At 42.6% G+C, this 14,220-nt stretch carries 14 protein-coding genes; 3 read left to right on the top strand and 11 right to left on the bottom strand.

Translation table 11 applies throughout. From position 1 onward, the window contains the following. Positions 1-3 precede the first annotated feature (3 nt). The 8 genes from BM266_RS09675 to BM266_RS09640 form a co-directional block, all read right to left on the bottom strand. A complete protein-coding gene (locus tag BM266_RS09675) occupies positions 4-480 on the bottom strand; it encodes a 4Fe-4S binding protein (protein ID WP_093408915.1) in 477 nt (158 codons plus the stop codon). Between the two features lie 5 nt (positions 481-485). Beyond that, on the bottom strand, positions 486-1,550 hold the full coding sequence (nuoH, locus tag BM266_RS09670) for an NADH-quinone oxidoreductase subunit NuoH (RefSeq protein WP_093408913.1): 1,065 nt from the start codon (positions 1,548-1,550) through the stop codon (positions 486-488). 10 nt (positions 1,551-1,560) lie between these two features. Beyond that, complete coding sequence (locus tag BM266_RS09665; protein WP_093408910.1) at positions 1,561-2,682, bottom strand: NADH-quinone oxidoreductase subunit D; 1,122 nt, start codon at positions 2,680-2,682, stop codon at positions 1,561-1,563. Between the two features lie 6 nt (positions 2,683-2,688). Then, the gene (locus tag BM266_RS09660) at positions 2,689-3,165 is read right to left on the bottom strand and encodes an NADH-quinone oxidoreductase subunit C (protein WP_093408908.1); all 477 of its coding nucleotides are present in this window, start codon (positions 3,163-3,165) and stop codon (positions 2,689-2,691) included. 11 nt (positions 3,166-3,176) lie between these two features. Next, a complete protein-coding gene (locus BM266_RS09655) occupies positions 3,177-3,734 on the bottom strand; it encodes an NADH-quinone oxidoreductase subunit B (RefSeq protein ID WP_093408905.1) in 558 nt (185 codons plus the stop codon). Beyond that, complete coding sequence (locus BM266_RS09650; RefSeq protein WP_093408903.1) at positions 3,725-4,075, bottom strand: NADH-quinone oxidoreductase subunit A; 351 nt, start codon at positions 4,073-4,075, stop codon at positions 3,725-3,727. The genes BM266_RS09655 and BM266_RS09650 overlap by 10 nt, the downstream gene beginning before the upstream one ends. Positions 4,076-4,148: 73 nt before the next feature. Continuing rightward, positions 4,149-5,159, bottom strand: coding sequence for a 2-oxoacid:ferredoxin oxidoreductase subunit beta (locus BM266_RS09645; protein ID WP_093408900.1), 1,011 nt, complete (start codon positions 5,157-5,159; stop codon positions 4,149-4,151). Positions 5,160-5,161: 2 nt separating this feature from the next. Next, entirely contained in the window at positions 5,162-7,021 is a 1,860-nt protein-coding gene (locus tag BM266_RS09640; RefSeq protein WP_093408898.1) for a 2-oxoacid:acceptor oxidoreductase subunit alpha, read from the bottom strand. A 213-nt stretch (positions 7,022-7,234) separates the two neighbouring features. On the opposite strand from BM266_RS09640, the gene BM266_RS09635 reads away from it, so the two are divergent. The 3 genes from BM266_RS09635 to BM266_RS09625 are packed head-to-tail and all read left to right on the top strand — an operon-like array spanning position 7,235 to position 11,565. After that, the gene (locus tag BM266_RS09635) at positions 7,235-7,585 is read left to right on the top strand and encodes a 4Fe-4S dicluster domain-containing protein (protein WP_093408895.1); all 351 of its coding nucleotides are present in this window, start codon (positions 7,235-7,237) and stop codon (positions 7,583-7,585) included. A gap of 21 nt (positions 7,586-7,606) precedes the next feature. Further along, positions 7,607-11,137: a pyruvate:ferredoxin (flavodoxin) oxidoreductase gene (gene nifJ, locus BM266_RS09630; RefSeq protein ID WP_093408893.1), complete on the top strand. Its 3,531-nt coding sequence runs from the start codon at positions 7,607-7,609 to the stop codon at positions 11,135-11,137. Positions 11,138-11,190: 53 nt separating this feature from the next. After that, a complete protein-coding gene (locus BM266_RS09625) occupies positions 11,191-11,565 on the top strand; it encodes a hypothetical protein (protein ID WP_093408890.1) in 375 nt (124 codons plus the stop codon). Positions 11,566-11,719: 154 nt separating this feature from the next. Here BM266_RS09625 and groL read toward each other — a convergent pair whose 3' ends face one another. From groL to secG, 3 genes are all read right to left on the bottom strand, one after another. Next, positions 11,720-13,360 (bottom strand): chaperonin GroEL, encoded by a 1,641-nt coding sequence (gene groL / locus BM266_RS09620; RefSeq protein WP_093408887.1) that lies wholly within the window; start codon positions 13,358-13,360, stop codon positions 11,720-11,722. A 90-nt stretch (positions 13,361-13,450) separates the two neighbouring features. Continuing rightward, positions 13,451-13,726, bottom strand: a complete 276-nt coding sequence (locus BM266_RS09615; protein ID WP_093408883.1) for a co-chaperone GroES — start codon at positions 13,724-13,726, stop codon at positions 13,451-13,453. A gap of 153 nt (positions 13,727-13,879) precedes the next feature. Further along, positions 13,880-14,218, bottom strand: coding sequence for a preprotein translocase subunit SecG (gene secG, locus BM266_RS09610; RefSeq protein ID WP_093408881.1), 339 nt, complete (start codon positions 14,216-14,218; stop codon positions 13,880-13,882). Positions 14,219-14,220 lie beyond the last annotated feature (2 nt).

The following is a 14,220-nucleotide window of genomic DNA, read 5'->3' as shown; positions in this document are numbered from 1 at the left end:
TCCTTATTCTTCTACACCGGCTCTTACTTTGGATCCGGGTCTATTTAAAACTCTTGTAAGCTGACTCCTGTCGTAAACTGCATTTTCGAAATTTTGCGCCCATTTTATTGCGTCTGAAGGGCAGGCATCAATGCATAACCCGCATTGAGTGCACATTCCCAGGTGATAGATATGCTTATCTATCAATTTTTTCTTTTTCCCGGTCTCGGGATCTACCTGACGGTCCCAGATTATTTCTATACTGCCGTTAGGGCAGGCGATCTCACACTTCTGGCAACCGGTGCAGCTGTGTTCATTATTTTCATCGTGAGGCATTACCACCTCTCCCCGAAAACGCTCAAACATTTTCAGCGTGTCGCGATTATCCGGATATTGTTGGGTGATGGCTCCTTTTCTGGAGTGCAGGAAATACTTTCCTGTTACGCCCATACCGGTTAGCAGGGTTCGTATTCCGTGGTATATGTCTGAAAAATAACTCATAATTTCTAAAATTGAATTGTGAAATTAAGCCATATTATTATTGCCATTAGCACGATGTTAAACAGGTTGATGGGCAATAGATACTTCCATTCCAGGGTGAGGAGTTGGTCTACTCTAAGCCTGGGGAAGGTCCACCGGAACCACATCATTAAAAACACCAGGGCAAAAGTTTTGATCATGAACCAGAATACACCGAGCCACGGAATTGATTCTGTTATTCCAAATGGCGACAACCAACCCCCGAAGAATACTGTAGTCCCAATAGCGGCTATGATAAACATATTGATGAATTCAGCTAAAAAGAAATAAGCGAATTTCATCCCTGAGTACTCGGTGTGGAAACCGGCTCCCAGTTCCGATTCGGCTTCTACCATATCAAAGGGTGCCCGGTTGGTTTCTGCGGTTCCCGCGATCATATAGATCATAAAGGCAATCACTGCGGGAATATGCCCCTGGACAATGAGCCACCCGCTTTTTTGTACTTCTATTATTTCTGAAAGTTGCAGGCTACCGGTAAGCAGGATCATGGTAAGCAAGGAAAGTCCTACTGAAAGCTCATAGCTAATAGTCTGAACTCCGCTACGCATCGCTCCGATTAATGCAAATTTGTTGTTACTGCTCCAGCCGCCCAGTAATATCCCGATAACTCCAATAGAGGAGATAGCAATAAGGAAAAAGATCCCAATATTTATATCGAAGGCCTGAAGATTTTTGGAAAATGGAAAAACGGCCAGGGCCATCAGTGAGGAAATAATCAGAAAATAAGGAGCTAAATTATAAAGGAATTTATCCGCTTTATCTGTGCCGGTGAGCTCTTTTGATAGAAGTTTAAGTGCATCGGCTATGGTCTGGAACATTCCGAAAAAACCAACCCTGTTTGGGCCAATCCTTAACTGGAACCAGGCGGCTACCTTTCTTTCCATTAAAACCAGGAATAAGCCCAAAACAGCAAAAAGTGTCAGGTAGGCCAGGGCGATCATTATCATTTCGATAATACCTGTTGCCGCTGCCGGCATCCAACTTAAAACCCAGCTGTGAATATTGTTTGTTATGATAAGGGAACTATACATTGTTTCAGTTTTAACGATCAATATCTGGTACAACAATATCTATGGTGGCCATCGTGGCAACCAGATCTCCAATTTTTCCGCCTACAGTTATATGGTTTAACAGGGAAAGATTTGAAAGCCCCGGAGAACGGAATTTCATCCTGTGCGGATTCTTTCCTCCCGTACTTATAATATAAACTCCCAGTTCGCCTCTTGCAGTTTCTACCTTTTGATAATATTCTCCCTTCGGAAGCTTGATCACAGCCTTGGTAGCAACCTTGAAGTCCCCTTCCGGAATATTGTCAATGAGTTGTTCAATGATGGAAATTGATTCCCACATTTCCTGAATTCTTACCAGATACCGGGCATAAGAATCACCTTCGGTATGTAAGGCTTCGTTGAAAGTGATTTTATCCAGAGCGCTGTAGGGGTGATATTTTCTTACATCGCAGGAATAACCCGAACCTCTTGCCACAGGGCCGGAAGCCCCAAAAGCGATAGCATCTTCTTTGCTCAGCACACCTACACCTTTTGTCCTCTTCTGAAAAATGATGTTTCCGGTAAGCAGTTTATCGTATTCAGGTAATTTGGTTTTGAAATGAGCGATGAATTCTTTTACCCTTTTAACAAAATTAGGATGTATGTCCTGCATCAGGCCGCCCGGAATATTATAATTCATAGTTAAACGGGCACCGCAGGTTTCTTCAAAAATATCGTTGATCAATTCCCGGTCCCGAAAGCCATAGAAATAGGAGGTAAGGGCCCCCACATCCATTCCCATAACCCCCCACCAAAGCGTGTGGGAAGAAATTCGGGTTAATTCGTCTATAATGGTCCTTATTACTTTTACCCGCTCGGGCACTTCAATCTCCAGGGCATTCTCAACGGCGAGACAAACAGCTTCATTATTAATGTGGGAGGATAAATAATCCATCCTGTCGGTAAGGTGTACGATCTGCTGATAACTGTCGCGTTCACACATCTTTTCTATGGATCGGTGGATATATCCCAGGTCTGGTTCTACCTTTTTTATAATCTCTCCATCTATGGTGAGTAAAAGTCGCAATACCCCGTGAGTTGCAGGGTGTTGAGGTCCCATATTGATGAAGTATTCCTCAGATTTAAAGCTGTTATTTATAGTATCAGTTTCCATATTTCTTTATTTAACAACCATATTTACTTCATCTACGTAATCCTTTCTAAGCGGAAAGCCTTCCCAGTCTTCTGGCAAAAACAAGCGTTTTAAATTGGGATGGCCTTTAAATTTTATTCCGAAGAGGTCAAAAACCTCTCTTTCGTGGAAGTTGGCAGTAGGCCATATATCCTGAACTGAATCAAAAACCGGATTTTCTCTGTCTGAAGTTTGCACTTTCACCACCAGAATATGACGGTGCGTGGTAGATTCCAAGTGGTAGACTACCCCAAGTTCTTTTCCCCAGTCTACCCCGGTAAGGCAAAAAAGGTAGTCGAAACTGGTTTTATTATTTGTCTTCAACCAGGACATTAGTTCGTGCAGATAATCGGGATCTATGCTAAGATTCAGAAACTGGGAACCTTCTTCTGTAAATTCCAGGTGGGCGCTTTCAGGGCCGGAAAACCAGCTGGTAATCAATTCCTGTAATTCTTGATTTGTCATAACTAGCTTCTTTAAAGTCCTTCATCAAAACCTTCCACAGGATTTTTCCTGTTTTTTATGCTCTCTGTACGAATTTTATCCTGGAGCTTGAGCATCCCGTCAAGTAAAGCTTCCGGTCGCGGAGGGCATCCGGGAACATATACATCTACAGGAATCACGTGATCTGCACCTTTTACTACCGAATACGAATTGTAAAAGAAAGGACCGCCCGATATTGCGCAGGCACCCATGGCGATCACGTATTTCGGTTCTGCCATCTGGTCGTAAAGCCGGCGTAGTACCGGAGCCATCTTATTCACGATAGTTCCGGCAATGATGATCAGGTCGGCCTGCCTTGGGGAAGGTCTGGCTACCTCAAAGCCAAATCTTGAATAATCATGTCGGGCAGCTCCGGTTTGCATCATTTCTATGGCGCAGCAACTTGTCCCGAAGTACAGCGACCACAACGAATTGGATCGCCCCCAGTTAATGACCTTGTCCAATGAGGTTATAATGATATTCGCTCCATTCCCTGCCGGTAAAACCTGGCCTGGAAAATCTTCTGGTACTTTTTGATTTTCTACTTCCATTTTAATGCTCCTTTTTTCCACGCATATGCCAAACCTAATCCCAGAATAGACAGAAAGATGATGATCTCCACCAAAGCCACGGTTCCTACTTCCTGATACACTACGGCCCAGGGAACCAGAAAAGCTATTTCTACATCGAAGATTAAAAATAGGATTGCGAAGAGATAAAAACCGACCTTAAACTGAACCCAGGTAGGACCTATAGTAGGCATCCCACTTTCATAAGGTTCCCTTTTCTGCGGATTATCTGATTTGTGTGATATTAAATTTGAGATAAAATTCGCGCCGGCGACCAGGACAACGCCGGCGAGAAAGAATACTATCAGTGCTTCTGAACCCATATTATAGTTCTTAATATGTTAATAAAATTAACAGTTTTCAAAACATTAAAAACTGATGGCCATCAGGTATGTGTTAATTTACCTGATAGGTTTCTCCTGAAAAGAATAGGTCGTTGGTTTTCCTGAATTCAGATTTTGCTTTTATCTGTGCGGTTAACGCGTCCTCTCTTTCTTCCAGCGTAACATCCTGAAAACTTCGTATAATTCCAGTCACTAAGGGATCCTCCAGCCTTACAAGCATCTGGTGCATAGTAGGATCTTCGGTTTTTGCGTCGTGAATAAGAATATCCTCCTCTGTAATTCCGTTCTCACCTATGGTGACTGTTTCCAGTTTAAGTCCGTTTAGTACCAGTCCCTGATCTTTGTTTTTTCCGAAAATCATAGGTTTTCCATGCTCAACAAAAAGTTGTTTGTCTTCGCGCACTTTCTTATCGGTATATTTAACGTAGCAACCATCATTGAAGATCACACAGTTTTGAAGCACTTCAACTAATGAGGTGCCTTTAAATTTCTGAGCTTCAATAAAGATGTCGGTCATTTCCTTAGGAGCATTTCCTCCTATTCTTGCAAAAAATCTGGCTTTTGCACCTATAGCTAATTCACCGGGTTGAAACGGTGGCTGGGTGTTCCCATAAGGTGAAGATTTGGTTTTTTGTCCTACCAGCGAGGTTGGCGAGAACTGTCCTTTGGTAAGTCCGTAGATCTCGTTGTTAAACAGAATAATATTAAGGTCAATATTCCGTCTTAGAACATGTATGAAATGGTTTCCTCCAATAGCCATACTGTCTCCGTCTCCTGTGATTACCCAAACGCTTAGGTCTGGATTAGCCAGCTTCACTCCTGAGGCGATGGCGGGAGCTCTCCCGTGAATGCCATGCATCCCATAGGTTCCCATATAGTAAGGGAAACGCGAAGAACAGCCAATTCCTGAGATAAAGACCACATCTTCTTTTTTAACTCCTGTTTCAGGAAGTGCCTTTTGTACCGAGCGTAAAATAACATAGTCATCACAGCCCGGACACCATCTTACTTCCTGGTCATTTGCAAAATCTTTGTAAGTATATTTCTCTACAGTTGTTTCCATGATTACTTTGCTATTTGTTTGAATTTTTCGATGAGTTCGCTGTTGGCGAAAGGCAAGCCCTGAATTTTATTAAACTGATGGAATTTTTGTTCTTCAAAGTTCATTCGGAGCACATTCACAAACTGTCCGTTATTAAGTTCACAAACAAGTATTTTCTTATATCTGCTTAGAACCTCTCCCGTGTTTTTAGGAAGTGGATTTATATAGTTGAAATGAGCAAAACCTATATTGTTGTAACCTTCCTCTTCCACTATTTGCTTAACTGCTGAATGCAGCGAGCCGTAAGTTCCTCCCCAACCAATCACCAGTAGTTCTCCTTCCTGGGCAAACTCAGGCTGAATCTCGGGTATATAATTCTCCACTCTTTTTACTTTCTCGGCCCTGGTATGGGTCATGATTTCGTGGTTTTCCGGAACGTGAGATACATCGCCCGTAATGCGGTCTTTTTCAAGTCCACCAACGCGATGTTCCAGTCCTGGCGTTCCCGGGATTGCCCAGTTTCTTGCCAGGGTATCTTCGTCACGATCGTAGGGGTGCCAGTTTTCCTTAACCTCATTAACCAGGTTGTTTTTGATCTCGGGCATTTCTTCGAGACTTTTTATCTTCCAGGGGGCCGAACCATTGGCGATATATCCATCGGTGAGTAATACCACCGGAGTCATATGTTCAAGGGCAAGTTTTGAAGCCTGGTAAGCGTAGTTGAAACAGTTGGCCGGGGTGCTCGCGGCGATTACGATCACCGGACTTTCTCCGTTGCGGCCGTACATTGCCTGCATAAGATCAGATTGTTCTGTTTTAGTGGGTAGTCCTGTAGACGGCCCGCCACGCTGAACATTCACAACTACAAGGGGTAATTCTATCATTACTGCAAGACCTAAGGCTTCTCCTTTCAAGGCGAGACCGGGTCCTGAGGTTGTAGTGATGGCAAGATCGCCGGCAAAGGAAGCGCCTATAGCCGAGCTTATACCTGCTATCTCATCCTCGGCCTGAAAAGCTTTTACACCAAAATGCTTGTGTTTTACCAGCTCGTGTAAAATATCTGTCGCTGGAGTAATAGGGTAGGAGCCTAAAAATAACTCTCTCCCCGATTTTTCGGCTGCAGCCAGGAAACCCCAGGCGGTAGCCGTATTACCCATAATGATCCTGTAAGTTCCCTCCTTCATTTTTGCGGGAGAGATGCTATAGGAGTTAGGAATTAACTCTATGGTTTCTGCATAAAAAAAGCCGGCATTCAATACTTTGGTGTTGGCTTTGATTAAATGAGGTTTGTTTTTGAATTTTTTCTCAAAGAACTCGATAGTATGCTCGGGATTCCTGTCGTATAACCAGTAAACCATCCCCAGGGCAAACATATTCTTGCTTCGGGTGATGCTTTTATTATCCATACCTTCAACATCCTTTAAAGCCTCTTTGGTTAAAGAGGTCATTGGCACCTGAACAACCCTATAGTTTTCAAGACTTCCGTCTTCCAGAGGATTGGTTTCATATTGTGCTTTTTCAAGATTCTTCTTGGTAAAGGAATCGCTGTCTATTATTATAGTATTACCCGGTTTTACCGCGTACAAATTGGTCTTTAAACCTGCGGGGTTCATCGCCACCAGCAGATCTAAGTTATCACCTGGGGTGCTAACCTCTACACTCCCAATATGTACCTGGAACCCTGAAACTCCGTATAAACTCCCTTGGGGAGCCCTTATTTCAGAAGGATAATTAGGAAAAGTAGCCACATCATTACCAAACATGGCCGAGGTGTCAGAAAACTGGGTGCCGGTTAATTGCATTCCGTCACCTGAATCGCCTACAAAACGAATTACAACAGCATCCAGGGCTTCAGCATTGGGATTCTTTTCAAGTGTAATCATAAACCTAGTATTTTTAATACCATCAGTTCATTTACTGATAGTAGATGATCTGTACCAAATTTAAATTTACCCTTGCCTTTTAAATATGATTGCCATCATAAAACCCCTTTTTCATTGCTGATTTTCAATTATTAAAAAATATGATGATTGTCATAATTTGAGAGGATGATGCTCTCTAACTTTATGGGATAGTTTAACATAATAAAAATATCTATGGCACTTTTTATAACAGAGGATTGCATCAACTGTGATGCGTGCATTTCAGAATGTCCAAACAACGCAATTTATGAGCCAGATCAGGAATGGTCTTATTCCGATGAAACTTCTTTAAGCGGAACTGTAACTACGCCAAGTGGCAAAGAGGTAGACGCCGATGAAGAAAATGAACCGATTTCAGATGAATTCTACTTTATCGTTTCAGATAAATGTACTGAGTGTCAAGGATTCCACGATGAGCCTCAGTGTGCATCCGTTTGTCCTGTAGACGCATGTCTGCCAGATCCCGGGCATGAAGAAACTGAAGCACAGTTACTGGAGAAAAAAGAATGGCTACACGGAGCATAAATTTTTTAAAAAAGATGTAAAATGATCGAAAAATTTCCCAAACTCATTTGTGATGCCAATGAGGCGGTTGCAAAGGTGGCGCATAAAACAAATGAAGTCTGTGCTATTTATCCTATTACCCCCGCTTCGCCTATGGGGGAGCACGTTGATATTTTCAGTTCAAAGGGCCAAAAGAATATCTGGAATAACATCCCGCGCATTGTGGAAATGCAAAGTGAAGGAGGTGCCGCAGGTACCGTACATGGCTCTTTGCAGGCTGGTGCTCTTACTACCACCTTTACTGCTTCGCAGGGGTTGTTGCTTATGATTCCTAATATGTATAAAATAGCCGGGGAATTACTGCCCACGGTAATTCACGTGGCAGCCAGGACGATAGCTACTCACGCGCTTTCTATTTTCGGAGATCATTCTGATGTTATGGCAGCCCGGCAAACGGGCTTTTCTATGCTCTTTGGTGGCTCTGTACAGGAGGCGATGGATTTTGCTCTTATCTCCCAGGTGGCTACTTTGCGTAGCCGTGTTCCGTTTATGAATATTTTTGATGGATTTAGGACCTCCCACGAAATATCAAAGATCGATGGGATCACCGATGATATCATTAAAGAAATGATGCCGGAAGATAAGATCATGGACCATAAAAACCGGTCTCTTGATCCCGATAGGCCGGTGATTAGAGGGACTTCTCAAAACCCTGATGTTTTCTTCCAGGCCAGAGAAGCTTCCAATTTACATTATGAAAAGGTGCCGGGTATCGTTCAGGATGTGATGGACGAATTTTATGCTCATACTGGTCGTCGATATAACCTTTATGACTATGTAGGCCATCCCGAAGCTGAAAGACTTATTATTATTATGGGCTCCGGGGAAGGTGCGGTGAAAGAAACCGTGGAGACCCTGCTCAATGATGATGAAAAAGTTGGAGCTTTATTTATTCGTCTTTACAGGCCTTTCTCTATGAAGGATTTTATGGATAAGATTCCATCCAGCGTTAAAAAGATCGCTGTTTTAGACAGGACCAAAGAACCGGGAAGTATCGGGGAACCTTTATATCTTGACGTAATCACTGCTTTTGTTGAAAGCGATCGGGCAATGCCTCAGATTATTGGTGGTCGTTATGGATTGTCTTCCAAAGAATTCAATCCTGCGATGGTAAAAGGTGTTTTTGATGAAATGTTCAAAGCCGAACCCAAGAACCACTTTACTATAGGTATTAATGATGACCTTAGTTTTAAGAGTTTGCTTTATAACCCGGTTTTCAAAACCAAAAAAGCGACCTTCAACTGTATGTTCTATGGGTTAGGGTCTGATGGTACTGTAGGTGCAAACAAAAACTCCATTAAGATCATTGGAGAAACTACTGATAATTACGTTCAGGGATACTTTGTTTATGACTCCAAAAAAGCCGGAGCTCAAACCGTTTCCCACCTTCGTTTTGGCCCGGAACCTATCTTTTCAAGTTACCTTATAAATACCGCTGATTTCATTGCCTGTCATCAATTTAATTTCATTGAAAAATATGATATTCTGAAGAAGGTGAAAAAGGGCGGAACCTTCCTTCTCAACGCTCCCTTCTCTAATGAAGAGATCTGGGATGAACTTCCGCAGAAAATGCAGGAGGAGATTGTGGAAAATGAACTTGAATTCTACGTAATAGATGCTACTAAAGTAGCTCACGAAGCAAAACTGGGGAAAAGGACCAATACGGTGCTGCAAACCTGTTTCTTTGCTATTTCCGGCGTGCTCCGAAAAGATGAAGCGATTCAGAAGATCAAGGATGCTATCGTTAAATCTTATTCCCACAAAGGAGATAAGATCGTGAAGATGAATTTTGACGCGGTAGACAGCTCTCTAGCAAATCTTCAGAAAGTAGAATACCCAAAACAAATAACAAGTACCCGTGGTCTTACCCCGATGATGACAGGTGATGCCGATCCTTTTGTGAAAGAGGTTCTCGGTAAGATCCTGGCAGGAGAAGGAGATGGCTTGCCGGTAAGTGCTTTTCCGGTAGACGGAACTTTCCCCACCGGTACCACCCAATTTGAAAAACGCGGGATCGCCGATTTCGTTCCTGTTTGGGATGGAGAAGATCTTTGTACCCAGTGTAATAAATGTGTGGCTATCTGTCCGCACGCCGCGATAAGGTCTAAGGTTGTTCCTAACGAGCAACTGGCCGATGCCCCGGGCACCTTTAAGGCAGTTCCTGCCAAAGGTCGTCCATTTGACAGTAAGGCTGAATCCTATATTCTTCAGGTTTCTCCTGAAGACTGTACAGGCTGTGATCTTTGTGTTGCCGTTTGTCCTGCTGAAAGCAAGGAGATCGAAAACTTTAAGGCTATCAATATGCATAGCAAACTCGATGTTGCTGCTGAACAGAATCAGAACTGGGATTACTTCACAGAATTACCTTACTACGATCGTTCAGAACTTCAGATCACAAACCTTAAAGGATCACAATTCCTTGAGCCATTGTTTGAGTTCTCAGGAGCCTGTTCCGGATGTGGGGAAACACCCTATATTAAAATGCTTACCCAATTATATGGGGATAGTATTTTAATCGCGAATGCTACTGGTTGTTCCTCAATTTATGGAGGTAACCTGCCTACCACTCCTTATAAAACCAACGAGTTTGGAAGGGGACCGGCTTGGGCTAACTCCCTTTTTGAAGATAATGCCGAATTTGGTTTAGGTATGAAGTTGGCTCTGTCTAAGAAACAGGAAATCGCCGTAGATCTGCTAAATGAACTGGAACCGGTAATTGGAAAAGAACTTGTAGCTTCTATTCTGAATAATACTGAAGAAGATGAAACTCAGAAGAAACAGAAACACGCTCATATAGCCGAACTTAAGTCTATTCTGGAAACCATCGATACCGATGAGGCCCGAAAACTGAACCAGCTTACCCAATACCTGCGCAAAAAAGCGGTATGGATCTTAGGTGGCGATGGCTGGGCTTATGATATTGGATACGGTGGCGTAGATCACGTTCTGGCTTCAGGAGAAGATATCAATATCCTGGTAATGGATACTGAGGTTTACTCAAATACCGGAGGGCAAATGTCTAAAGCGACTCCTCTGGGAGCAAGTGCCAAGTTTGCGGTTTCAGGTAAAAAATCCTCTAAAAAGAGCTTGGCCTTGCAAGCGGTTTCTTATCAAAATGTATATGTAGCACAAGTTGCTATTGGTGCAAAAGACCTTCAGACGCTTAAAGCCATTGAGGAAGCGGCAGCTTATCCCGGTCCTTCTATCATTATCGCGTACTCTCATTGTGGAGAACACGGTTACGAACTGAAACACGGGGTTACTCAACAGGAAAAAGCGGTTGAAACCGGCTACTGGCCGTTGTTCAGGTTTAATCCTGCCCAGCCAAAAGGCAAGCGGTTTAAACTGGATTCTAAAGCTCCTGCAGCTCCGTTAAGCGAGTTTATGTATAAGGAAACCCGATTTACCCGGGTAGTAAAGGAGAACGCTGAAATGGGTGCTGAACTTTTAAAACGTGCCCAGGAAGAAGTGGAAACCAAATGGGAGAAACTTCAGCTCTTTAGAGATATGTAATACAAATTGTAAGTTGACCCTTTAGAAAGAATCAATATTTTAAAATCATACAAATGAAAGCCAATAACAATTTTTTTGATGAGGCTCTGGAAAAATTAAGTCAGGCTAACGACGAATTTTTCAGGCCAGAGGAGGATCTTGTAACCTATTCGGTTTGTAAGAATGCACAATTCTCCATTGAGAACTTTCTAAAGGGTTACCTTCTGAAGCACCAGGTTGAGGTAGATGATTGTAAAACCCTGGATTGCCTGTACGAGAAATGTTTAAACATTAATAAAAATTTTGCGCAGCTGGATTTAAGTGCGCTTCAGTGTGGATCCCATACTTTGAATACCCGGGATTGCAGTGATGTGCCTAAAGTGAGCAAATGTTTAAATGCAGCCAATAAACTGGAGGCTCTTCTAAAACAAGAGCAGGTTATTGTCTGAGTTTTCGTTGATTATCTTTGACCTTTAATCTTTGAGGTTTAATTTGGAAGGAGCTTTCTGTCTGTGCCAGGTGGAAAGCTCCTTTTTTATATAAGACAAAAAAATCCCGCTCAAGAAGAAGCGGGATTGATTATTTACCTACAGGTTTAGCCTGTTACATCATTCCGGGCATGCCTCCGCCCATTCCTCCGGGCATACCTCCGCCGCCTTTGTCATCCTCTGGGATGTCGGTAAGGGCGCATTCGGTAGTTAGGATCATTCCGGCAACTGAAGCAGCATTTTCAAGAGCTATTCTGGTTACTTTCTTAGGATCTATAATTCCGGCTTTCATCATATCTACAAAGGTGTTGGTTTTGGCATCATAACCAAAGTCTTTGTCGCCTTCCAGTACTTTATTGATCACTACTGAACCTTCGCCTCCTGCGTTTTCAACGATAGTTCTAAGCGGAGACTCTATAGCGCGTATTACGATCTGGATACCGGTTGCCTCATCGGCATTTTCAACTTTAAGGCTTTTTAGTACTGCCTGAGCGCGTACAAGAGCGACTCCACCTCCGGCAACGATTCCTTCTTCTACAGCCGCTCTCGTAGCGTGAAGGGCATCGTCTACACGGTCTTTCTTCTCTTTCATTTCTACTTCTGAAGCAGCGCCTACATAAAGTACGGCAACACCTCCGGCTAGTTTAGCCAAACGCTCCTGAAGTTTTTCTTTATCGTAATCTGAAGTAGTAGACTCGATCTGAGACTTGATCTGGTTCACCCGGTTTTCAATAGTAGCATTGTCTCCGGCACCATTTACGATAGTAGTGTTGTCTTTATCGATAGCTACTTTTTCAGCAGTACCAAGCATATCGATGGTGGTATTTTCAAGAGTGAATCCTCTTTCTTCAGAAATTACTGTTCCACCGGTTAAGATAGCGATATCTTCAAGCATTGCTTTTCTTCGGTCTCCAAAACCTGGAGCTTTCACTGCAGCGATCTTAAGCGAGCCACGTAGTTTATTCACTACAAGAGTTGCAAGGGCTTCCCCGTCTACATCTTCAGCAATAATCAAAAGCGGCTTTCCTGATTGAGCTACCGGCTCAAGAACTGGTAAAAGATCTTTCATCGCAGATATCTTCTTGTCAAAAAGAAGGATATAAGGATTTTCAAGATCGGCAGTCATTTTCTCGCTATTGGTAACAAAGTATGGAGAAAGATAACCACGGTCAAACTGCATACCTTCTACTACATCTACGTGAGTTTCAGTACCCTTTGCTTCTTCTACGGTAATCACCCCTTCTTTTCCAACTTTTCCGAAGGCCTCGGCGATAAGTTCTCCGATGTGCTCGTCGTTGTTGGCAGAAATAGATGCAACCTGCTTAATTTTTTCAGAAGAGTCTCCTACTTCTTTGGTTTGTTTTTCAAGATCTTTGGTTAGCGCTATAACTGCTTTGTCGATCCCGCGTTTAAGGTCCATTGGGTTAGCACCGGAAGCAACGTTCTTAAGGCCTTCTTTTACGATAGCCTGTGCAAGAACAGTAGCAGTAGTAGTACCATCACCGGCAAGGTCGTTGGTTTTTGAGGCTACTTCCTTAACCATTTGAGCACCCATATTTTCAAGAGCGTCTTCCAGCTCTATTTCTTTTGCTACAGTAACACCATCTTTGGTTACGGTTGGAGCACCAAAAGATTTACTGATAATTACGTTACGTCCCTTTGGTCCAAGGGTTACTTTTACGGCATTCGCCAATGCATCTACACCGCGTTTAATCCCGTTTCGGGCTTCGATGTCATATTTTATATCTTTGGCCATAGTTAAATTTAATTTAGTTAATTCCGCGAAGGCGGAATGCTATTAATATTAGTGTTTTTATTGAAAATTCCCATTAGGAAAAGCGAAGTCTTATACTATTGCAAGTATATCATCTTCCCGCATAATAAGGTAATCTTTACCTTCCAGTTTAAGTTCGGTACCGGCGTATTTTCCGTAAAGAACCATATCACCTTCTTTTACCGTCATGTCGTGATCTTTGTTGCCTTTACCTACAGCTACTACTTTCCCGCGTTGAGGTTTTTCCTTGGCTGTTTCAGGGATGTAAATTCCCGAAGCGGTTTTTGTTTCGGCTGCTGCCGGTTCGATAAGTACCCGGTCTGAAAGCGGTTTAATGTTTAGTCCCATTTTTTATAAATTTATTTTTAAGGTTAATTAAATTTTTAAGTGAATACTGGAGTTTCTAAAATTGTGCCATCGGATAATTACTGACATATAGAAACAAAAAATGCCAGCTTGTCATAAGCTGGCATTAAATTTTTTATGATGTATCGCTAATCCCTAATTGTTGTCAGCTTCAGGATCAACTGGTGCCTGAATAGGAGCAGGGATATTTGTTTCTATTTCTTCGTCACCTTCAAATACACGTGATTCACTAATTCCACTGCCATCCATGATCGTAATGTTGGAAAGCAGGATCAAAACCAATAATAAAGTAGCCAGGGTCCAGGTACTCTTATCTAAAAAGTCGCCCGTCTTTTGAACGCCACCAACCTGTTGACCTCCGCCGCCAAAAGAAGAAGATAAACCGCCACCTTTAGGGTTTTGTACCATAATTACTACTATCAGTAAAAAGGCTACAATAATAATTAGTGCTAAAAAAATAGTGAATGTGCTCATTC

Source organism: Salegentibacter flavus (genome assembly GCF_900115145.1).
In the GTDB taxonomy this organism is placed as follows: Bacteria; Bacteroidota; Bacteroidia; order Flavobacteriales; family Flavobacteriaceae; genus Salegentibacter; species Salegentibacter flavus.
The sequence above is the reverse complement of the archived record's forward strand: the minus strand, read 5'-3'. Positions and strand labels throughout refer to the sequence as shown.